The sequence below is a fragment of the Parahoeflea halophila genome, assembly GCF_900220985.1.
Lineage (GTDB): Bacteria > Pseudomonadota > Alphaproteobacteria > Rhizobiales > Rhizobiaceae > Hoeflea > Hoeflea halophila.
Map to the genome: position 1 here is coordinate 652,627 of NZ_OCPC01000002.1, position 20,407 is coordinate 673,033.

General features: G+C 57.1%; 18 protein-coding genes. 7 read left to right on the forward strand and 11 right to left on the reverse strand.

Annotated features, from left to right (window positions below):
• The first annotated feature begins 38 nt into the window (after positions 1 to 38).
• The 3 genes from cueR (at position 39) to CRO46_RS10450 (ending at position 3,384) form a co-directional block, all read left to right on the forward strand.
• Positions 39 to 434 (forward strand): Cu(I)-responsive transcriptional regulator, encoded by a 396-nt coding sequence (gene cueR / locus CRO46_RS10435; protein ID WP_097107732.1) that lies wholly within the window; start codon positions 39 to 41, stop codon positions 432 to 434.
• Complete coding sequence (locus CRO46_RS10440; protein WP_210421515.1) at positions 431 to 844, forward strand: c-type cytochrome; 414 nt, start codon at positions 431 to 433, stop codon at positions 842 to 844. The genes cueR and CRO46_RS10440 overlap by 4 nt, the downstream gene beginning before the upstream one ends.
• Positions 845 to 1,722: 878 nt before the next feature.
• Positions 1,723 to 3,384, forward strand: a complete 1,662-nt coding sequence (locus tag CRO46_RS10450) for a hypothetical protein (protein WP_143438992.1) — start codon at positions 1,723 to 1,725, stop codon at positions 3,382 to 3,384.
• A gap of 173 nt (positions 3,385 to 3,557) precedes the next feature.
• On the opposite strand, the gene CRO46_RS19960 is transcribed toward CRO46_RS10450, so the two are convergent.
• On the reverse strand, positions 3,558 to 4,184 hold the full coding sequence (locus tag CRO46_RS19960; RefSeq protein WP_179759014.1) for a hypothetical protein: 627 nt from the start codon (positions 4,182 to 4,184) through the stop codon (positions 3,558 to 3,560).
• On the opposite strand from CRO46_RS19960, the gene CRO46_RS10455 reads away from it, so the two are divergent.
• On the forward strand, positions 4,134 to 7,760 hold the full coding sequence (locus CRO46_RS10455; RefSeq protein WP_179759015.1) for a S8 family peptidase: 3,627 nt from the start codon (positions 4,134 to 4,136) through the stop codon (positions 7,758 to 7,760). The genes CRO46_RS19960 and CRO46_RS10455 overlap by 51 nt on opposite strands.
• Before the next feature lie 468 nt (positions 7,761 to 8,228).
• Here CRO46_RS10455 and CRO46_RS10460 read toward each other — a convergent pair whose 3' ends face one another.
• From CRO46_RS10460 to CRO46_RS19830, 4 genes are all read right to left on the reverse strand, one after another.
• Entirely contained in the window at positions 8,229 to 10,190 is a 1,962-nt protein-coding gene (locus CRO46_RS10460; RefSeq protein ID WP_097107584.1) for a M10 family metallopeptidase C-terminal domain-containing protein, read from the reverse strand.
• 81 nt (positions 10,191 to 10,271) lie between these two features.
• On the reverse strand, positions 10,272 to 11,582 hold the full coding sequence (locus CRO46_RS10465) for an HlyD family type I secretion periplasmic adaptor subunit (protein WP_097107585.1): 1,311 nt from the start codon (positions 11,580 to 11,582) through the stop codon (positions 10,272 to 10,274).
• Positions 11,583 to 11,599: 17 nt separating this feature from the next.
• Positions 11,600 to 13,396, reverse strand: coding sequence for a type I secretion system permease/ATPase (locus CRO46_RS10470; RefSeq protein ID WP_097107586.1), 1,797 nt, complete (start codon positions 13,394 to 13,396; stop codon positions 11,600 to 11,602).
• 106 nt (positions 13,397 to 13,502) lie between these two features.
• Positions 13,503 to 13,919 carry a hypothetical protein gene (locus tag CRO46_RS19830; RefSeq protein WP_143438994.1) on the reverse strand — a complete coding sequence of 139 codons (417 nt, stop codon included), beginning with the start codon at positions 13,917 to 13,919 and terminating at the stop codon, positions 13,503 to 13,505.
• 284 nt (positions 13,920 to 14,203) lie between these two features.
• Here CRO46_RS19830 and CRO46_RS10475 point away from each other — a divergent pair, with 284 nt between their 5' ends.
• Positions 14,204 to 15,637 carry a hypothetical protein gene (locus CRO46_RS10475; RefSeq protein ID WP_143438996.1) on the forward strand — a complete coding sequence of 478 codons (1,434 nt, stop codon included), beginning with the start codon at positions 14,204 to 14,206 and terminating at the stop codon, positions 15,635 to 15,637.
• A 442-nt stretch (positions 15,638 to 16,079) separates the two neighbouring features.
• Positions 16,080 to 16,421 carry a hypothetical protein gene (locus tag CRO46_RS19835; protein WP_143438998.1) on the forward strand — a complete coding sequence of 114 codons (342 nt, stop codon included), beginning with the start codon at positions 16,080 to 16,082 and terminating at the stop codon, positions 16,419 to 16,421.
• A 48-nt stretch (positions 16,422 to 16,469) separates the two neighbouring features.
• On the opposite strand, the gene CRO46_RS10485 is transcribed toward CRO46_RS19835, so the two are convergent.
• Positions 16,470 to 16,847, reverse strand: coding sequence for a DUF6538 domain-containing protein (locus CRO46_RS10485; RefSeq protein WP_097107590.1), 378 nt, complete (start codon positions 16,845 to 16,847; stop codon positions 16,470 to 16,472).
• Positions 16,848 to 17,172: 325 nt separating this feature from the next.
• Complete coding sequence (locus CRO46_RS10490) at positions 17,173 to 17,664, reverse strand: hypothetical protein (protein ID WP_097107592.1); 492 nt, start codon at positions 17,662 to 17,664, stop codon at positions 17,173 to 17,175.
• 476 nt (positions 17,665 to 18,140) lie between these two features.
• Here CRO46_RS10490 and CRO46_RS10495 point away from each other — a divergent pair, with 476 nt between their 5' ends.
• A complete protein-coding gene (locus CRO46_RS10495) occupies positions 18,141 to 18,431 on the forward strand; it encodes a hypothetical protein (RefSeq protein ID WP_097107593.1) in 291 nt (96 codons plus the stop codon).
• Positions 18,432 to 18,615: 184 nt separating this feature from the next.
• On the opposite strand, the gene CRO46_RS10500 is transcribed toward CRO46_RS10495, so the two are convergent.
• Genes CRO46_RS10500 through CRO46_RS10515 form a run of 4 tightly spaced genes read right to left on the reverse strand, consistent with a single transcriptional unit; the run spans position 18,616 to position 19,920 of the window.
• On the reverse strand, positions 18,616 to 18,888 hold the full coding sequence (locus CRO46_RS10500) for a hypothetical protein (RefSeq protein ID WP_097107595.1): 273 nt from the start codon (positions 18,886 to 18,888) through the stop codon (positions 18,616 to 18,618).
• A 44-nt stretch (positions 18,889 to 18,932) separates the two neighbouring features.
• Positions 18,933 to 19,247: a DUF6804 family protein gene (locus tag CRO46_RS10505; RefSeq protein WP_097107597.1), complete on the reverse strand. Its 315-nt coding sequence runs from the start codon at positions 19,245 to 19,247 to the stop codon at positions 18,933 to 18,935.
• A complete protein-coding gene (locus CRO46_RS10510; RefSeq protein ID WP_097107598.1) occupies positions 19,244 to 19,642 on the reverse strand; it encodes a DUF805 domain-containing protein in 399 nt (132 codons plus the stop codon). Before CRO46_RS10510 ends, CRO46_RS10505 begins: the two co-directional genes overlap by 4 nt.
• Entirely contained in the window at positions 19,639 to 19,920 is a 282-nt protein-coding gene (locus CRO46_RS10515) for a hypothetical protein (RefSeq protein ID WP_097107600.1), read from the reverse strand. The genes CRO46_RS10510 and CRO46_RS10515 overlap by 4 nt, the downstream gene beginning before the upstream one ends.
• Positions 19,921 to 20,407 lie beyond the last annotated feature (487 nt).

Below are 20,407 nucleotides of genomic sequence, written 5' to 3' on the forward strand. Positions count from 1 at the left end.
GCCAGAATGCAATTTGGTTTCAGGTCAGGGAGGCAGACATGAACATCGGTGAAGCAGCTGACGCAACCAGCCTTCCGGTCAAGACAATCCGCTACTACGAGGATATCGGCCTCATCAAGCCGGTTCGCGCCGCAAATGGCTATCGCGACTATAGCAGTAGCGATGTCCACCGCCTGGCCTTCATTCAGCGCTCCAGAAGCCTCGGCTTCAGCATTGACGAATGCCGTTCTCTGCTGTCGCTCTATGAAGACAAGGCGCGGGCCAGTTCCGATGTGAAGGCACTGGCACTGGAAAAGATCGTCGAGATTGACCGCAAGCTCAAGGAGCTCAAGTCGCTGCGCAACACGCTCAGGACCCTTGCCGATCATTGCCATGGCGATGACCGGCCGGACTGCCCGATCATCGACGAGATCGCGGGGAGAAGCCGCCCATGAACATGCGCAAGGTGGCAATTGCCGTGGCCGTTCTGGGAGCCGGGATCCTGCTCTACCGTGTGCTGGTACCATCTGATCCGGTCGCGACCGGGGCCGTTCTGGCACATGTCCAGGTGCCGGATCTGCCTCCAGTCGCCCGGGAGGGGGAAGAGCGGTTCAACCAGTGGTGCAGTTCCTGCCATGGCCCAAATGCGGCCGGACAGGACGGAATTGCACCGCCATTGATCCACAGGATCTATGAACCCAACCATCATGGCGATGCGTCATTCCACCTGGCGGCGAAGAATGGCGTGCGGGCGCATCACTGGCAATTTGGCAACATGCCGCCGGTCGAAGGAATTACCAATGCTGAGCTCGACAGTATCGTCGTCTATATACGCGAGCTCCAGCGCGCCAATGGGGTGTATTGATCTGAGATCCGGGCCGGCGCTCCGAAATCGGAAACTTGTCACTGGTTTTTGAAAGCGTCCCCGCTTGCCTTGCAACCAGTCGCCGCATCACCGCAGACGGTGAACAAACCCATTCGCCGTCTACCCGGTCGCTGGCATTTGTTTGGAAAAAAGCTCTCCTCCAATTGTCCCCACGGGCCAGGCATATGCATGGAGGTCCAGGACGGTCCAATCCGCCGTCGCCGGACAGGAGGCGGTTCTTGATAATTTAGTAGCGAACCTGCCCGAAAACAGGGTCCAACGCGGGCCTTCGGTTAAGCAGAGTCACCGCGCCTTTAGGTCTCCTGAGATGCAAGCTGCAAATTTTCCGCCTTTGGCGAAACACGCGGTGGCTTTTTGAGATGGCGCGCTCCTGAGTGACCCTGGTCAGTTCGCGCTCCAACTGCTTGATCCCGGTTTGATTGTCATCACCGCCGGAAGCTGTGAGAACTCCTTCCTCCGCGCCTAGAGGGAGTGCGGGCTCACACCCGGCTGCATCAAACATCTGCAACAGCGTAGCCCCGTCCGCTGACCATAGTCACGGCATCCTGCTTGAAACTGTCACTGCAATCGACTTTGCCCATCATGGCCTCCTTGCCTCAAATTCAGGGAAGATGGCGTCTGCAATAACGGGGGCTGTTCACTTGTCCGGCTCAGTGCCCAAAATACAAATTGCCATCTGAATACTTGTCCATCCGTCAAAACTGTAATGATTGCTGCAGCTTGGTGGGAGAGCGGTCCATCCCGGTGGCTCACTGGTCGTATGGTTTCAAGAATATTTGAGAAAGCCGGTCCCCGCGGATTTGAATTTGTTGCGTAACCCGGGTTAAAGTTAACCTTGCTTAGACCGGGAGGGCATCATGACCTTGTGGAAGCGTAGTACTGTGGCAGGACTGGCATATTTCGCCTTCGTTGTTGCCGCCGGCGCTGTCGCCCTCACCGTAACCGACATATCCGAAGGCATGCCGCTGCCGGGCACGACAATCAGCCTGGAGACATTGAGCGGCGAAACGATCCCCCTGCGTCCGGTCGATGCAGCCGAAGCCCCCACAGACGGTTCCGTATCGGACCAACCTGCCGTCGAAGCTGAAACAACGCTGACGGCCTCCCCCGGGGAGGTCGGGGAACAGGGAGAGGATACGGTCGAGCCGCTGGATACGGGCGAGCCGCAGGAAACAGTTTCCGTTCCCGTTCCGGAGGGCCAATCCACCGACGAGGCCGAACCGACGCAGACCGCCTCTGCCGAGGACGGTGCAGAACGGGGAGAGGATGTAGTCCAGACTCGGGATACGGTTTCCATTCCCGTTTTGGAGGACGGATCGGCAGAGTTCGAGGTCGCGGACGAATATGAGGACCGGCTCGTCATTATTGTTATTCGCGATGCGAGCGGCAACGTCATCGACCGGCGTCAGGCTCGTCTGAGCGGTGTCAGTTTGGCCCTCTCGCTAAGCGGTTTGCCAAAAACAGCCGGAGTTCCGGACGATGGAGCGGGCCGCGCCGCCGACAGCAGCGCCCGGCCGGATTTGGCGGACCCGGCGGTAGAGCAGGCTTTCGATTCCACGACCGATGGTCGGACGGAAATGGAAGTCGGTGACGTCTACGCCACGCCGAACATTGAATTCGAAGCAGGCATCGGCGCCATGTCGCGCGGCTCTTTCTCGCCTCTCAGACTGCAGGACGGCGGCTTCAACCTTGTTGCCGCCAATTTCGCGGCTGTTGAACGAGAGGGCACTTTTTCACATGTCGGTTTCTCGTTCAAAAATCCGACCGGACACCGCGATCCGTTCTGGAGCGGCACGGTGAATTTCATCGGCGGCGTGCAGGTCGGCCTTAGCGAGGCGAGCGCCAGTGGAACCAACATCTCGGCGAGGGGCTATGGACTCGGAATTCTCGGCCCGGAAGGCCCCGGCGGTTTTTTTAACGGCGGGGTTGCGATCAATTCCGCCTTTGCGGATGTCAACAGTCTTCACTATGCGGACAAGTATCAGGAGATCATGGTACGAGCCGGTGCTGCGACGCAGCTCAAGACATCGGGCTTGCACATCGAGCCGTCCTTTCAGGTGTTTGTTGGGCAAACATCGGAAGACCTGTCCTACAGCGGTCGATCTGCAAACAGTTCGGTCGGTTTCGCCTATGACGTCTCCACATCGACAAGACGCCTGGGTGTTCAAATCGGCACCGAGATTGCGACCACGCCCCGCGACAACTTCACGCTTTTCGGTTCGGGGGACATACGCCTTGTTCAGAACTGGGGACATGCGAAAGCTGCACTGGATATGACCGGTGTCGTCGTTGGCAGCGAATTCGCCAAAGCGTACGGAAACCTGTTCGATATCGGCGCTGTCGTGCGCGGGGGCGTGCGCTATGAACGCGAGCAAGTCGCTTTCGAAGTCGGCGGCCAGTTCGAGACCTGGCAGGTTCCGGTCGCCCGCATCACCGGTGAGGTTCCGCTCTACGTCGACTATCGAAACAGAAACAGCTGGTCGGTCTACGGGCGGCTGAAGATCAGGATCGGCAATTGATGCCGACATGAATGGCAAGCGCGGGGCAGCTTGATAGCCGCAATTTGCTTAAGACAATGTCGGAGGCCAGCATGTATCTTCGAACCGGTATTAGCACCCTCTATCTCATAACCAGTTCAGCATATCTTCTGTGCGGACTCCTGGTTGCTTCGGCGTTCCTGGTGGCAAGCGTGTTACCGGCGGCGGCCCAGCTCCAAGCGCCGGCAGGGCTTAACGATGGACAGAAAGCGAATGTCAAAAGGGCGATCAAACATCTCGACGGACTTTCGAATACCCGCTTCGGCGGCCGGAAGATCAAGGACTCGCTGAAGGTTTCGACAACCGATCTCACCAAGCGTGACGAGAGCATCAAGTCGTTCCTCGGTCGCATCAAGGCCAATATGGAGAAAGTGGTCCAGGAGGATCGCTTTCAGCCAATCGAGGGTTTGTCGCGAAAGAAGTCGAAGCTCGCATCCGAGAAATACTCGCGGTACTTTTTCGAAGACGGCTATGGAAATCTGAAAGACCGCGAGGATAAGGGAAACGGAAAGACCGAGGCGGCCTATTGCCCGGAGGATGCCTTCATTGCGACCGGTGATCCGAAAAAAATCAAGAAATTCAGAAACAAAGTATACAAGAAAAACGTCGGAAAGTCGCTCACGCCCCAGCAGAAAGCGCAACTTCACCAAAACAGGCTCAAGTACGCAAAGAAACTCGGCATAGAGTTGAAAAAATGCAAGAAGAACGGATTTCTCTTCGATAGCAAATACGTGAACTTCAAATATACGGAGGGCAGTGAGGACAGCTGGTGCAAGGTTCACTATCTGACCGAATTGTTCGTTCACGAAAAATGGCATGAAATCCAGACCGAGGACGGGATTGAACATGCCGCCGACCACGATCACGGCGACCGGCACGACGGATTCTGGGGCGCTGCCACCGATCGCAATCACCAGGAAGTCTATGCAGTCCAGCATCTCATTCGCGTTCTCGCACGCGGGCAGACCAAGGACCGCATCAAGGAACTGGTGGAGCTTAGAAAGCAGCAGAGGAAGGAGAAAGCCGACACCGAAGGGACGACCGCGGAAATAGAGCGGCTTCAGGAACGCCTCAAGAAATGCCTGCCTGCCGGCAAGACCATCGTAACGGAGACATTCGCACAGTCGGTCGCAGTGCAGGAGCCGGGCGTGTGCGTTGCCACGACAACCACAATCAGAAGCTGGCAGCGTGATGAAGAGCTGGTGTTCCTTGCCGGCGACAACTGGACCGAAACCCCGGATGAGGATTTCCCCGGCGTCGAGACACCTGAAACACCAACCGTTCCCGAATGTTTCGAGACGCCCTCCACGGTGACGCTGATCGAACAGGTCCCACAGATTGTGCCACCCGAACAGGCGGAAGCGCCCGGTCGCCCGGAAGAGGTTTCGACAGATGAGGAGGTTCCGCCGACGTTCGTCAGTTTTCCGAGGGAGTACGAACTCGACGATGAGGAAATCCTTACGCCTGAAGAGCCCGATCTCGGCCTGGTCAAGGCCACCACCACGGTCATGAACCTTGCGACGGTGGATCGCGCAACCGGCACGCCGAACCAGACCGTGCAACTAAAGACTCTCATCGACCCACCGGATCTTCCGCTCGATGATGGGGACAACCCGCCAGCGGTCGCATCAGCCTATCTGGAGGATGTCTCGGGCGGGTCCAGCACCAGTACCGGCGCCGTTCCCATCGTGTTCAACACGACACCACTGCAGTTTCCGGCGAGTTTCGACGAGGGAGATCAGGACAGCAGGAATCCGGCCGACATGACCGACGAGGAACTGGACGCATGGCTGGATGAGGGCGATCCGGAACCCGCCGGCAAGCCGAAAAAGAAAGCCAAGACCGGCACATCCAAAGCGAAAACCAAGGTCCCATACCCGGCTGTCACCGACGGTACGAAATCCGACGGCAATCTGGACAAGGCGGAATCCGGTTTCGATAGCTCGAAGATGCATGCCGCAGGGCGCCGGGCGTCAACCAAGAAGTCCGGCCGCGTCGTTTCGAGGCCACCTGTTCCGGAGATGTTGAAGAAGGACCGAACCAGGGAATTGATCGTCACGGTCGATCCCCGGGTGCCGCTGATCACGACAAACGGCCTGCTCAAGAAATCCGACAGGAAATACGCGGCTCCCGCCAAGGGTATTCGTGTCAAAACCCGGATCTCCACGGCCCATCTTGTCAAGGATGTCACGGGCGGCAATCCGGACGATGAATACGAGATAATCATCCTGGTGGGAGAGGCGACTGTCACCTGGCGGTCCGGGGACGAATGCGGTGAGTTCGTTTACAAAGGCGCCGAGCGACACTCGGTCACCCCCTTCAAATCCCGGGAAACCAAGACCGCGGCGATCGTGGTGGATGATCTCGACCTATCCGACCAGGATCTCGGTGAAAAACTGAAGGCCGCCTTGCCGAAATCCGACGTCGCGGGAAGCGCGCGATTTGAACTCGAAGTCACGCGAGCCTACTCGGTGTATGTCCGGCAAAAGGGCGACAAGAAACTCAAGAATTGGCAAAAAATCACTGAGAAACAATATGCCCGGGCGATCAAGGGCCGCCTGGTCGAGATTCCGAAAAAAGGTGAGACGCTAAGTGGCAATAGCGACCGGACCGGAAAATACAGGATCGACCGGCTGGAAACGAATCCGAAGGCGACAACAATCCGGAAGGACTGCGGCGACAAGAAAAAGGTTTCGCGGTTAGAGAGCGTTGCGCCGAATACCGCGACCGGGCTTCTCGGCAAGTATGAGCTAAGGCCGGATGATTCGACCCAGATGGTGCTCATCGCCCACCCGGGAGCCGTTGATGAAAAGCCGGGCAGCAAGACACCTGGGCTGCTCAGGTCGGTTGCCGGAAACAGCAGCCTCATCTGCCAGAAGCGCTCGTTTGCTGTTGGCACGAAAACGGCTTTCGTCGTGAAAGTGCCAAACGAAGAAGTGGACCGGTTCATCGAGGAAGCCGGCGGATCCGAATTGGTCGAGTCGGTCGAGATCGATCCTTGCCGCAACAAGGAGGAGCTCGACGACCCGCATTATTCGTCGAGCGGCTTGTGGGGGCAGGACTTCGACAACCAGTGGGCCATCAAACGGGTCGGTTATCACGATGGCGAAGACTCGGCATGGGCCCTTGCTCGCGCAGACTTGAGCCCTGTGATCGTCGCTGTGATCGATTCCGGACTGGACTGGCAGCACCCCGACTTGCCGAAGGGCTCTATTTGGGAGAACGGCGAGGAGGAAGCCTATGACGGCTTCGACGACGACGGCAACGGCTATATCGACGACATGATCGGCTGGGATTTCGTCGAGGATGGCAACGAGCCTTGGGATCAGGATGGCCACGGGACGTTCGTCGCCGGCATAATCGGCGCGGCGCAGAACAACGGTGTCGGCATTGCTGGAATCAATCCGTTGGCGCAAGTCATGGTGTTGCGGGCGCTCGATCCATTTGGCAGGGGCCATGCCTCAATGACGGCGGAGGCGATCGCCTATGCGGTTGACGCCGGCGCCAGAGTGATCAATCTCAGCGTGGGCGGCCGCCAGCCAACTAATATCGAGAAGGCGGCGATCGAATACGCGACTGCGAACGACGTCGTCATCGTTGTCGCCGCCGGCAACGGCGCATCCAGCCTCGACGATTATGCGCCGGCCGGACTGCCCGGGGTCATTACAGTTTCGGCGACCGATCGCGATGACAACCGCGCCAAGTTTTCCAATTGGGGACCGCAAGTCGATATCGCCGCGCCGGGCGTCGACGTGCTCAGCCTCCGGGCCCAGAAGACAGATCTGCTGGCGCTGATCGACGATGTCGCCTATGAACCGGGCGAAGGCATTGTCGGCCAATCACGCGCCTATTTTCGCGCCAGCGGGACATCCTTTGCTGCGCCGATCGTGGCGGGGACCGCTTCGCTGATCCTGTCGGACAATCCGGATCTGACCGCCGACCAGGTCAAGCGCATGATCCTCAACTCGGCGCGCGACATAGATACACCCGGCATGGACAACTATACCGGTTATGGCCTTCTGAATGCCGCTGCCGCCATCACCGCCGATCCGGACTACTTCGTGGAAAGCCGGATTTCGGGAGTGGAGGTGGTCAGCCGCAACGGGGTTCCGCATCTGCGGCTGAATGGCGAGACGGACGCAGACAAGTTTGCGAGGGCCGAGATTCAACTCGGCAAGTCGGATGACCCAGACGCCTGGGCAAAACTCGATCTCGAGCTTACCGAGCCGCGCAACGGCGCGATTGTGGACATTCCCGGACAGCTGTTCGGTGGCGAAACCACTTGGACGATCAGGTTGCTCACCGTTCACGAAGACGGCTCTTCGCGCGAGGCGCGGTTCGTCTTGACGCTGGGATAGGCAAACACTGTCGAGGTGCGTCACATGCTGTAGGACGCTGCAGCACGTGAAACCTGCGAGTCCAACAAACAACCCCGCCTTTGGCGGGGTCATCCGGCTCATCCGGAACGCTCCGGGACAAAGAATTGGCGCCCAGAAAAGTCACCGCACTCCCTGTCTATTGTATTGATCTAATCAATAATGGTTTTGCTTTTGCATGAACAATACGAACAAGCCTCATGCTTTGAGCAGTGTATGGCAGAGTACGAACTCAAAAGGTCGATGATCCAGAAGGCCAGATTGCTTGGCACTGACAACAAAACCGGCTTCCGACTTCGCAAACGACGGCGGGCGCTGAAGGGATGGCGACCCGGCGATCACGTAAAGCTGGGCGTAGCTGAAGGCCAGGGAGCCAGCTGTAGACCCGGAAGTCAGTTGGGAGAGGTTACGCGTTCGCCGAATCCATATCGCACCAAACCACCATCAGGATCAGACAAAAAAGAGATCAGATTCGGCCAAGAAATTGAGATCTGCCAGGAGCGCAAAAGGTTGTGCGGCGTCCGGCCCGGTTCCGTCACTGTCAAAGGTCAGCAGCTTGGTCGTGCTGTCGAACAGCAAGGTGGCTTGCGCGGTCGCTGCGTTGGCGCCTTGGGTCAGCCGCGCCACGCCGCCACCGGTATCCGCCGCCCCGAAGTAAAGGCGGGCGAGGCCGATCGAATCGAGCCCGGACACGAAATCTCCTATGACATCGGTGTTGCGGTCCGAAGGTGCGGTGTTGAAAATGAAGCGGTCGGCGCCCGCTTCTCCGAACAGATGATCATTGCCGGCAAGGCCGTAGAGCGTGTCGTTGCCGGCACGGCCGTAAATGTAGTTGGCCTGACCGTCGCCATAGGCGGTATCATTGCCGCTTGAAAGAATGAGGCCTTCAACACCGGTGATCACATCGCCCGCCGCCACACCAGAATTGCTTGAGGGTGTGGATAGCGATACCGTGAAATCCGAATAGTTGGCCTCGTCGTAGCGAACATAGTCGAAGCCGCTTCCGCCCTGCAGAAGGTCCGCGCCTATGCCACCAAACAGGTGATCATGGCCGTCACCGCCGATGAGGTTGTCATTGCCATCCTCACCGAAAATGAAATCCTGGTTGCCCATGCCGAAAATCGTGTCGTTGCCGGTTCTGCCATAGATGTAATTGACTGCATCGTTGCCGTAGCCAGTGTCGCTGTTGACCCCGAGAATCAGCCCCTCGATGCTGAAATAGCTGTCACCAGCCGCCACCCCCGTATTCCAGCCGGCGTAGTACAATGAAGCCGTGAATCCGCCATAGCTGGCCTCATCATAGATCGCGTAATCGAAACGGTCGCCTCCATCGAGCCGGTCACCACCCGGACCTCCGTAGAGCCGGTCGGCTCCCGCCCCGCCAAACAGCATATCGTTGCCGCTGCCGCCAAACAGTTCATTGTTCGCATCATTGCCTGTGATCGAATCGTGACCGGAGCCGCCGATTACCCGCTCGATGAGCGAGCGTGCGTCGCCGTTGTAGAGCAGGGCATTGGCAATGTTGCCGGTGGCAATTTCGGACCCCAGGTAATGCAGCTTCGCGAGCTGGGTGGCGGATGTCGTGCTCCAGCCGCCGGGGTTCAGATTGACTGTCAGGTCGGTGGCATGGTTGGAGAAATTGTAGGTATCAACGCCACCGCCGTCCCAGATCGTGAGGAAAATGCGGTTGCCGCCGGGTGCTCCCTGGCCGATTCCGTTGATGAACATCTCGCCTGTTGCCGGGCTCCATGTATAGGTCGTATTGCCGCTGTTGGTGGCGTAATTCGCACCGTACATATGCTGCAGTCCTGCGATGTCATACATCATCATCGACTGTGCATAGCCCCATGCTTCGTTTATGTAGCCGCCGCCGACGCTTGCCCCGACATAGGAACGATAGGTCATGAGCGAATATTCCATCGAATCGCGATCCGTCGGCATCACATAGGCTTCATGCGTGTGTTGCAGCCCAAGTGCATGACCCACTTCGTGGAAGAAGGTCGCATAGGCGTAGTTGCCCTTCACCGGGTTGGAATAGTAACCGGAGGAATTGTTGAACCAGGAGTCTCCTCCCTCGGCGGCAGTGCTCGGGAAGTAGGCCCAGGCAGTGCTGGGTGCGTCGGATCTGGCCAAGCGCAGATCGGCATGCTGCACGGAGGTTTCGGTGATCTCGGTGAAAGTCAGATTAGTCACCGCCGAAATCGAACTGAACACGGTACGGGAGGTGGCTATCTGGGTCGAATAGAGCGCTCCGAAGTTGTTAGACGTTTCTCCCCAGCCATAGCTTGCTCCGTAATAGGATCCACTTGCCGGAAAGCTGAAGGTGAGTGCACCGACGGCCCATTTCAGATCACCCAGAACGCCGTCGATATAGGCGTTGGAAGTCTTGGCATATGTTGTGACCGCTGGCATTTGGTGTCCTTTTTCGTTCGGTGCGCTGCAGCAGGCGTTCCCGGTTCAGGCGGGTAGCGCCGCTGGGCGTAATAGGCTTTTCTAGGTTTCCCTGAAAGAGCGGCTCAGCACCCGCGTCAACGGCGCTGTCAGATAGTTGAGGAATGTACGGCCGCCGGTGGTGATGAAAACCTCCGCTCCAAGTCCAGGTGCAAGCCGTGCAGGATCGAAGCCGGGAACCGCGTCCTTCGACACCTCCAGCCGGGCAATGTAGTAGGCTTCGCCGGTGCGCTGGTTTTCAAGCCGGTCGGCAGAGACATAGATCACCTCGCCGGATACAGGCGGCGTCTCGCGCGGATCGAAAGCGGAGAAGGTCAGCCACGCTGCCTGTCCAATCCGAACCTCGTCGATATCCTGAGGACGGATCTGGGCTTCGACCACAAGTGCGGTTCCCTCGGGCACGATCGTCATGATCTCCTGGCCCGGTGCAATCACTGCGCCGGGATGGGATTTCGCAAGTCCGATCACGTTGCCTGAAACCGGTGCCCTGACGACCACGCGCGCGCTGACATCCGCGGTCGAGTTGAGCTGCTCGATGATTTCCGACCGCTTGGAGCGAACTTCGCTCAGCAGCGCCGAGGCATTTCCGACACGCTCGCTTTCGGTCTGATTGATCCGTTCCCGGATCTCGGCGATTGATTGCCTGGCCTGTGCGATCGCCGCCGCCAGCTGGCCTTCCGCACCCTTGAGTGTGGCCTCGGAACGCTTCAGCGCCAGCACCTCTTTCTTGCGTGTGAGGCCTTCAGCAAGCAAAGCTTCGAGCGACTGGAGCTCCTCGGCGAGAAGTTCGATCTGGAATCGGGTTTCTCTTTTCTGGACCGCATGACCGGAAATCTGTTCTTCGAGTGCAGCGATCTGCTGCTGCATGATGGCTAGCTTTGCACGATGCTGGTGCAATCCTGCTTCGAATTCCGCTTGCTGGTCCTTGAGCAGCGTCGCCACCGGGCTTTCCTGGCTTGCTGCAAGGGCAGCCGGAAATGTCAGTGTTTGCGATCCGTTTCGTTCAGCAAGGGCCCGGACGATGATTGCATCCAGCGTGGCAAGCTGGATCTTGAGACGGTTGTGCTGTGATCGGATGGCCGTATCGTCGAGAACAAGCAGGGCATCACCGGCAACGACACGCTGCCCGTCCTCGACGAAGATCTCCTTGACGATTCCGCCTTCGAGATGCTGGACCACCTTGTTGCGGCCCAGGACCGCCACCTTGGCCTGGGCAATGATTGCGCCCTCCAGCGGTGCCATGGCCGCCCAGGCGCTGAACCCGCCCAGGCCGGTGGCAAGCGTCACTAGGCCAACCAATACCGGCCATGTAATGCCTGTTTTTACTCCATTGTGCCATACCATCTTCGTCATCCTTGGCTTTCAGCCGATCAGCCGAACCGGGCGGTAATTCGGGCGAGCGTGTCTGCGTTGGCCTTCTGTCCGGCCGGTTCCGGTTGGCCGGCAGGCCGGATCAGGCTCTTCATGACCTCGTCCTTGGAACCGAAGGCTTCAATCTGGCCGTCCCGCAGCAACATCATCTTGCTGAGAGCGGGCAAGACGCTGGTTCTTTGTGTGATGATGACACAGGCCATACCGCTGGACTGCGCCTGCCGAAGTGCAACAATCAGCGCCTCTTCTCCCTGACTGTCAAGTGTTGCATTTGGTTCGTCAAGAACGACCAGCCTGGGGTTGCCGAAGAAGGCCCGGGCAAGCGCGATGCGCTGCCGCTGGCCTCCGGAGAGAGCGTATCCGTTGAGACCCAGTACGGTGTCGTAGCCCTGTGGCAGGCTCTGAATAAGCTCGTGGCAGTTTGCCATCCGGGCGGCCGCCACCACCTTCTCCGGGTCCGGGGAACCGCTCAACCGCGCAATGTTCTGGGCGACGGATGCGGGGAAAAGCTCTACGTCCTGCGGTACATAGCCAATATGGGGTCCCAGCGCTTCCGGGGACCAGTTCTGCAGGTCATCACCGCCAAGACGAATCACCCCCGCGGATGGAGCAATCGCTCCCACCAGCAGCCGGGCCAGGGTGGATTTGCCGGCGCCACTTGGCCCGATGATCCCTACCACCTCGCCGGGATCGACGGAGAACGACAGGCCCTTGAGAACAGGGACCGCACCAGCTTCCGGCAAGAACACCAGTTTGTCGACCGAAAGCCTCGCCTCGGGTGCGGGCAAGGCCATCGGCGCTGGTCCTGCCGGCGCCGCCCGGAGCTGTTGTTGCAGGCGCCGCCATGCCTGGTGCGCCGAAGCCAGCGATCGCCAGCCGCCAACGGCCTGGTCCAGCGGCGCCAGCGCGCGCGCGGAGATGATCGAGGCCGCAAAGATGATCCCGGCACTCAGGCTGTTGTCCGCAAGCACCAGGTAGGCTCCGTAGCCGAGAATCGCGATCTGCAGAAACAGCCGCAGGAACTTGCTCAGGCCGTTGAGCACCGCATTGCGCGTGCTGGCACGGCCGGCGGCCTTGAGCGACCGGGCAGCATCCGCCCCCCAAGACTCCACACAATCGGGAAACATGCCCATTGCGCGGACTACCTCGGCATTACGCGCCTGGACCTGCGCCTTGCGCAAGGCGGCAGCGGAATGCTGGGTCGCCTCGGCCAGCGGCTTGCGTGAGAAACGCTGGTTGACGATCGCTACGAACACGATGAGCAGGGCAGCGCCCAGCGACAGCCAGCCCAGATGCGGGTGGATCAGGAACATGAGGGCGAGATAAATCGGCGCCACGGGAGCATCAAAAAGTGCGCTGACCAGGGGCGAGGAGACGAACTGGCGAACCTGGTCGAGGTCCCGCAACCCCTGCACGTCGCTGCCGGAATCCTTGCCGGTCTGCAAGGAGGCATCAAGGATCGGGCCTCCGAGGCTCGTCTGCAGACGGGCAGCGACCCGGGTCAGCACCAGTTGCCTTACTGCTTCCAGCAGGCCGATCGCGACCAGCGCCGCGACCGCCAGGATCGACAGCATGAGGAGGGTCTCTTCGCTGCGGCTGGTCAGCACCCGGTCGTAGACCGTCATCATGTAGAGCGGTATGGTCAACATGAGCAGGTTGAGGGCCAGGGAGAACAGACCGGCGACAGCGAGCCCACGGCGGCAGATCCGCAAGTCGGTACGAATTTCGGAACTGTTCGTTCTTCCCGACTCTGCTTTTGTGGACAAAGGCGTCACTGATCGCACCAATTTTTCCATGACCTTGGAGACTTTTTCAGCGCACCTCCATCCGTGCAAATTACGCCTTTTCGGAGACAATATTGTCGCGAAGATTGATGGCCCTGTTTTTCAGATAGAGAATGATTCACGATTTTCGCTTCTCAAAGGACTGCCCGCATTGTTGTGGACGATTTGAGCGTTGTAAGTTTGCAGGTGCGAGTAAAGACAAAAATTGTTCCAGCCTGTGGTGAAGCAACAACGCTAACTCGGCATTCAGGCTTCCGCAAACCGCACGGATAACGTTCTGACGTTCAGCTCGATCCAGCGGCACGATCGGCAACAACGTCCCTATATCAAGCATGATCAGTTCATCGGTGGCGGTATCGGCACGTATCAGAGCTCCATGTTCGTCGCAATCAGAACTGAAAATAGATGAAGGCGGCCGGTTGACCACTTGATATGTAGACCAGCCCAAGAACCAACGCGGTCGAAACTGCAAGCGCTGCCCCCATACCGGTGGCGGCCATAATCGCGTTGGTGCCAAATCCATCGCCTCCGGCAAGGATGATCCGGGAACTCCAGAAATATTCTTTGAGGCGACTACGGATCAGTGATGATATGTGCAGCCTTTTTGCGGTCGGCCGAAGATACCGGGAAGGATATTCCTGCAAGCATCCATAATAGTCGCACAAGACTGATCAGTCGGGAATCCATCGAAGGGACTTTTGTCTCTCAACCATCCACCAGGAGAAACATCTTCATGCCCATGCGGACGGATACGATGCATTGCTCGTCGATACACCACACTGTAGACACTTTCTGAAATGACCAGAATGGAACAAATATATGCTTAGATTTCTGCGCCGCTTTGATCCCCGTTCCGTCAACGATCGAGATGGTCCACGTTCTTCGACCCAGCCATCTGCAGACGCGGCAAACCAGGGATCCGAACAGACAGGAAACCGGGAACCTGCAAACGCGCATTTGCCATCGGATCAAGTCACCGATGCCCTCGAGAGTTTGCGCCCACTGGACTACTTGCTTGAGCCCAACATCGCGCAGCTTCAAAGTGTGTTTGATAACGCAGACGACAAGATCGCTTGCCTCAGGCGATTTGCGCTGTTTTTTGTGGTGCGTCCGGAAAAACTTAAGTTAATCAATACGCCTTACTATCATCATCACCATGCTGGAAATGTTGTATTCGATTTGATTCTTGCTGCGGGCGAGTATGGCGCGGGGCATCTGGATCTGGCCGAATCTCTGATTGCATCCCACATCGAGGATTTCGATGATCCGTTTCTGGGAATGTTGCTCGCCAGGATACAGGGTGCCAAGGGCGATTTCCCCGGCGAAGCCGAAACCGTTCAGAAGCTCAGGACGAGATTTCCAGACGATGTGATGGTTACACTCTTCCAACTGAATGTGGATCTTCGCGATGGGAACATCGCAAAGGCGAACCAGAACCTCGATAGTGTCCGGCCTTTCGTGGAAGAGCTGTTGAAGACAGAAAGCCTTGAAGTACAATCGTCGGCGGCCGATCTCGCCGACGCTATCAAGAATAGGCGCCTGTCGCGATCGGAATCGTTTGACATTTACGATGATGCACTAACGCGCCAGACGTGGGCAGGATATTTCGAACATTTTATAACCCAGGGACGCCATCAGTCCGGCGACGGGCATCTGATCGACGAGCTCGACGTCCAACTTACGGATTTCATAGGCAAGCACGGTATCGGTACGGTCCTTGATTTCGGTTCATTGTGCGCGGAGATCATCGCTCGACCGGCGGACAAACTGCGCGATACCCGCTTTGTTGGCATTGACCGTCAGGAATTCGTCGCAACACTTAACCAGGAAGCCTATGCGCTCCCGAACATGTCGTTCGAATCTGGAGACATATTCGACTTTCTGCCTCAGATGAAGGAACTGCCAGGCCCGAGACTGCTTTTTCACGTCCGGACAACCTGCTTTCTCTATCCTGAGTTGGTGGAAAGGATTTACGCGGCGGCGGCTCAGGCGGGAGTGGACTACATCATGGGATGGGAGGGGGATGGCCTGTCGCGTCATCACCTTCGATATTTCAGTTTTGATGATATGCCCGACATATCGATCGCTCGAAAAGGGGTTTTGTTCAACCACAATTATCGAAGGATACTCGAACGAGCAGGCTACGAGATCACGCACCAGCAGAATGTAACAACGCTGGCGCTCTGTCCCGACGAGAAGGACTTGTTGGGAGCGGCCCTCTTTTTCACAGCCCGAAGGCGACAGGCATCCTGATCTGTGTTCATCCAGCGGACGGGATCAAGCTGTGGTCGATAGGGAGCGCGAAGGCGTTTCGCCGTCGCTGCTATCTGTGTTGTTTCACTTCTGCAGTGCCTGTCCGGGTCGTTTTCAAGCGCTGAGGCTGTCTGCCCCTGGGTCCCGGTCGCAACCGCTCCGTGGCTGGTGAAGGCAGTCCCCATCTGGTCGTGACCGAGGTTTAGGCTCCAGGCCTTGGATGCCTCTACGCCTTATGATGTCTGGAGGACATGCTCTTCAGGGCGCCGCTGGCGGAGTTTGCGGTGTTCCCGTCCGGGCCACGGTACCGGGGAAGCAGGAAGGGACCCTTGGTGGCCTCACAGGCCCCCATAGCGGCTGATGGAGAGGCGCCCACCAACGGGATGGCCCGTTCGCTACCCTTGGTCTTGGGGCGACGCCACGGGTGAACCCTGACGATGACATGAGGGTGTTCGCCATCCAGAACGGCATCTTGTCGAACGAGACCGGCAGCATCGCCCAGTCGCATCTCCTTATCGCTGATCAGCGCAACAAGCCTCCGAGGCTCGTCATTGATCTTCCTGCTGGAGCATTGGACGATCGCCAGGACATCAAGGGGATTGGAAGTTGGTTTCGCGACCGGTGCGATAGCTTCGTCACCGATGACGACCACCGGGAAGGCCTTTATCTCAGGCAAGCCGTTCTCTCTGGCTGCGAAGTTCACGATTGCGCGGACAGTGTTGAGTGTCCGCTTCGCGCACCTTCGACAGCCCCCGTTCAAACAAGGCGTTCCGAAACTGGTTGACCTCGTTGTGGGCACAGGTGTCGACGGGTTTGTCGCCGTGGCGGCCAATCAGATACCCGGTGCAGCGCTCGGCCGCCTGGGTGAAGCTGGCGGACCGGCCTCCTTCTTTGTGCCAACATGCAGCTCTTTGGCTTCGGTGAAGGTGATCCCTTCGCTCACCGCAGCGATTTCACAAGGCGAATGTCGATGAAGGAAGCGACGCAGTGGGTTCTCCGAGATCTTCCTCCGAAGCGTCAGCCAGACTTGGTCCAGCTTTGCTGCGAGGCCGATCGCTCCACCCCGTGCAACTTTTTTTGACTTGGTTCGAAGCGAAATCGCAATGCGAGGGCTTTTGTGGTGGCCCTTGAGGTCTTCCGGGATGCGTCGTGAGAAATAGTACACGCCACGCTTGATATAGAGAAAAGGGGCGTCTTTGGTCACCCACATGGTCTACCCTCCGCTCGGGATCTGACAGAAACCGATTGGATATCAAGGGGTTAACCTAAGGGAATGGTGCCCAGAAGAGGCATTCGGTTGGCCAGCTGTCAGTTGGCCAGGGTCTTGAGTTTCCATTTTGTTATCAATGACTTACTGAGTCTTCGCTTAGCCTCTCATCCTCATGCAAACATCATAGCTTGTACCTTTTTGAGGTCAAGCTTTGTACCGTTCGCGTTGTCGGCCTCAGTGTGGGTCCTGAACACGGACTAGAAGCGGTCCGTGGTGGCCTTTCGCGATGGCATCGTTTCACATGGTTGAGCTGCTTTCCTGTTGGCTACCCAAAACGAGGGTCACTACGAGGAATGCGGCGAAAATCGTAGGCCTCCAACGGGGAGCCTAGGGTGTAGTGATCGATCACACTCTGCTTCAGAAAAGGGGTGGCGACAAAGCGGTACGTGCGAGCCTCTCTGACCCGCCAAAGCACCCTCTCTGGAGGAGGCTCGATAGCCGGAAATTCAGCATCACCAAAGTCGAGATAAACGGGATGGACACATCTAATCCAGTTATCGACCAGTTTAATGGGGCGCAGTGGTAAGCCCAGGCCACAGATCTCATCGCAATACATGGAGCTGACAGACAAGAAGTCCGCGAAAGTGGACACATCCCTTGCATTTCTAGTTCCATCCACGATCCATACCATCGGGTTGTAGAAGTCCTCTCGGGAACGCCTTTCGGCTTCTGGAAGGTACGAGTGCTGGAACTCAATCACCGTATTATTTGGAAGTCGCACGTCAGCAATATGAACGTCTCCGTCCAGGTCTTCCATCCGAATTTCTTGATAGTCCTCTGGGAACTCGTTTTTCCAATTACGATGCCAGGCTGTTTCCCGCTCCCCCCACTTGTCACAGTTAGCGGTTCGGTGCGCCCAATGATGAACTCTCTTACGTCCGCATTTGGCTATCATTGGTAAGCCACATCCTTGACATACTCCCTGAAGCCCGGTCTCGGCTTCACGGCGACGACCATCGACGAGCGCGTACTTCAATCACAATCCCTTTCGCGTCATGCTCTGCCTGAGTTTTCCGTCCATGGCACTAGCACGATGCGTTAGCAGACTAGTCAAATCAAGAACCTCTTCGATGTGGTCAAGATCGCGGCCTACGACAAGCAGATGCTGGCGCTGGACAAGGATTGCATCCCAGCCGATCAGCTACAAAAGATTGTAGCCCGACTAGACCATAACCGCTATGAGTACAGACACGGCTCATCCGCGCCGTGACGTTCAGTTAGATGAGGGTTTTGATGCGTTTTGTCGCCATGCTGGCCGTCGCCGGTACACTCACTACAACTCCTGTACCAGCCGAAGATATCAGCTACATCGAAATGGCAGCCTTCGCGCTCCTTTCGAGGGCTCTTTGTGACCTGCCCGATCCTGCAATGTATGACCAGATGATCAGAGCCGCCATGAGCGATCTTGGTATCGATCGAGAAGCTGCTGAACAGGTCGCGACCTTTCGTGCGAAACAAATTGGGGAGCAGATCGTCAACGCTGACAAGACATCCGAGTTTTGTATCGGTATTGCGCAGGACTAGATCATTCCGCCCTTAGCTCGGAGTATATGATACGCTTCGTGGTCATTCTCGGCTTCGTCGGCAGCCGTTCCGCTACTCCCGGCTCCGCTGAGATCTCGGTATGTCAAGCAATCGATCTCGCTGCGAAGCCAGCACTCGGTAAGCAAAGTTGCGCGTTAGATACGGACAGCGGGCCGGATACTCGTCACGCCTTCCTTATCGATGCGGCAAGTTGCATCCGTCTCTTGAGCCGAAAGAAGGAACCCTTACCCTGTTCAAATGCCTCTATGCGGGCAATCATCTCAATCGAGAGTTCGCCTATCCGCATTTCCGCATTGTCCAAGAGCTTCCTGTCAGCAAGGTGCTTTACTTGGCTCAGCTTTTCGTAGGCAGCCTGGAGGGCATTTTCTCGCTCTTCGGCACTCGCTCCTTCGACGAAGCGTTGGATCTCATCTTGTTCTTTGGAGGAAACCGGCATGAACGCAATATCTCCTGATTGAATTTAGCGGTGATACAAAATGGCTAAGCTGCCGGTCTTCTAGGTCTTGTCACTGCGACGTAGAAGAATAGCGCTGCACATAGCAGATCGATCGGTAACCAGATTGTCCGGCTCAGTGAGACCTGAAACACTGGATTGAAGAGTATTGCTACCAAACCCATCACCACCACTTCCCAACGGAGAGACTGGCTTGCTTGATAGATAACGTACGCTGCGATGACGGCGGCGAGGGTAACTGCGATGCGGAGAAAGGTGTAGAAACCATATGGCATCGGCAACACCGCTAGTATCAACAGGGCGGATGGGATCAGCAGATAGAAGCGTGAATGGTTGATCATCCTGATTGTTCCCACATATCTTCTAGCGGGTCTGGCCCGTATCGATTTGGTCCCTGAGTACCTGGTACGGCGCAAAGCACCAAAAACAGTGCTAAGGAGGCTGCGCCCCCGACGTACTGGTCGGCAATGCCGGTTACTAACCAGAGCAAAGCAAGCCACCCAGTGATGCCCATATCCCGAAGACGCTGAGCGGTTAAGGTGTATCCACAGATCACGTAAGGTGCGAAGAAAAAGAGGAACAGAATTTGGCCCGACCTTTGACGTGCCTCGAAGAACCAAAGAGCTAAGATCACGCCGCCTAAAATCAAATTCAAGATTAGAGTGGCGAGTATAAAACTCTTTCTGTTTCTCCGTGTTGATAGGGAGAACCATTCTTCTGTCGATGGGATGCTCAACGTCGTCTCTCAAGAGCCATTGATGCAATGCCCATAATAGCAATTACTGGAATGTACCAAAAGAACAGGGTAGCCGCTTGCCAGAAGCTCCAGTCCCAAGCGTTGACAGCCCCGTAAACTCCCAAGACGGATCCCAGCACCGGGATGTAAGTTACTACCATGGCCAGAATGAAGCTGATAACGCCGCCCCACCCGAGCGCATGATCAATGCCATCGATAATCGCAAAAAGCTGAATGATACCAACCGCAAAATATGCGATCCCGATAAAAACCTGCATAATGGCAGCCCCCCGTCTTCCTCTGTTAGCCAGTGTCTACAAGGCTCACACTAGCCTTAGGTTTTGTGATGAGGAAGATACAACCGTGTAGCTGAAATAACCAATCCACAGTGCTGATCGATGTGGTGACCTCGCTCGTGCTAGCGGCCATTCAAAAATCACCGAATATCAAGCCTAGCCATAACCCGACCAACTTGGGCTGCCTTCCAAACCGCGCCTCCACGAGCCGTCGGGATACCTCTCTCACTCAACTCCCTAGCCATCGCATTGAGAGATAGTTTTCGGTCACGCATCTCTGAAATGACGGGTGCGAGATCATCGGCTCTTTGGGCTGCACGTCGTTGTGACGCCCTTCGTCCCCGATCTTGCGCATCCGTGGAGATGAATAGCCCCTAGATTTGTAGACGCCTTCTTCCCTAAATTTGAGGCAAGGAGGCCATCATGAGCACAGCCAAATTCAGTGACGATTTCAAACGCGATGCTGTTC

What these genes read in the sequence shown, in the direction of transcription:
- cueR (WP_097107732.1), top strand. Translation starts at nt 39, where the DNA reads ATGAACATCGGTGAAGCAGCTGACGCAACCAGCCTTCCGGTCAAGACA.
- CRO46_RS10440 (WP_210421515.1), top strand. Translation starts at nt 431, where the DNA reads ATGAACATGCGCAAGGTGGCAATTGCCGTGGCCGTTCTGGGAGCCGGG.
- CRO46_RS10450 (WP_143438992.1), top strand. Translation starts at nt 1,723, where the DNA reads ATGACCTTGTGGAAGCGTAGTACTGTGGCAGGACTGGCATATTTCGCC.
- CRO46_RS10460 (WP_097107584.1), bottom strand. Translation starts at nt 10,190, where the DNA reads ATGCCAGCGGTCACAACATATGCCAAGACTTCCAACGCCTATATCGAC.
- CRO46_RS10465 (WP_097107585.1), bottom strand. Translation starts at nt 11,582, where the DNA reads ATGACGAAGATGGTATGGCACAATGGAGTAAAAACAGGCATTACATGG.
- CRO46_RS10470 (WP_097107586.1), bottom strand. Translation starts at nt 13,396, where the DNA reads ATGGAAAAATTGGTGCGATCAGTGACGCCTTTGTCCACAAAAGCAGAG.
- CRO46_RS10475 (WP_143438996.1), top strand. Translation starts at nt 14,204, where the DNA reads ATGCTTAGATTTCTGCGCCGCTTTGATCCCCGTTCCGTCAACGATCGA.
- CRO46_RS19835 (WP_143438998.1), top strand. Translation starts at nt 16,080, where the DNA reads ATGAGGGTGTTCGCCATCCAGAACGGCATCTTGTCGAACGAGACCGGC.
- CRO46_RS10485 (WP_097107590.1), bottom strand. Translation starts at nt 16,847, where the DNA reads ATGTGGGTGACCAAAGACGCCCCTTTTCTCTATATCAAGCGTGGCGTG.
- CRO46_RS10490 (WP_097107592.1), bottom strand. Translation starts at nt 17,664, where the DNA reads ATGGAAGACCTGGACGGAGACGTTCATATTGCTGACGTGCGACTTCCA.
- CRO46_RS10495 (WP_097107593.1), top strand. Translation starts at nt 18,141, where the DNA reads ATGCGTTTTGTCGCCATGCTGGCCGTCGCCGGTACACTCACTACAACT.
- CRO46_RS10500 (WP_097107595.1), bottom strand. Translation starts at nt 18,888, where the DNA reads ATGCCGGTTTCCTCCAAAGAACAAGATGAGATCCAACGCTTCGTCGAA.
- CRO46_RS10505 (WP_097107597.1), bottom strand. Translation starts at nt 19,247, where the DNA reads ATGATCAACCATTCACGCTTCTATCTGCTGATCCCATCCGCCCTGTTG.
- CRO46_RS10515 (WP_097107600.1), bottom strand. Translation starts at nt 19,920, where the DNA reads ATGCAGGTTTTTATCGGGATCGCATATTTTGCGGTTGGTATCATTCAG.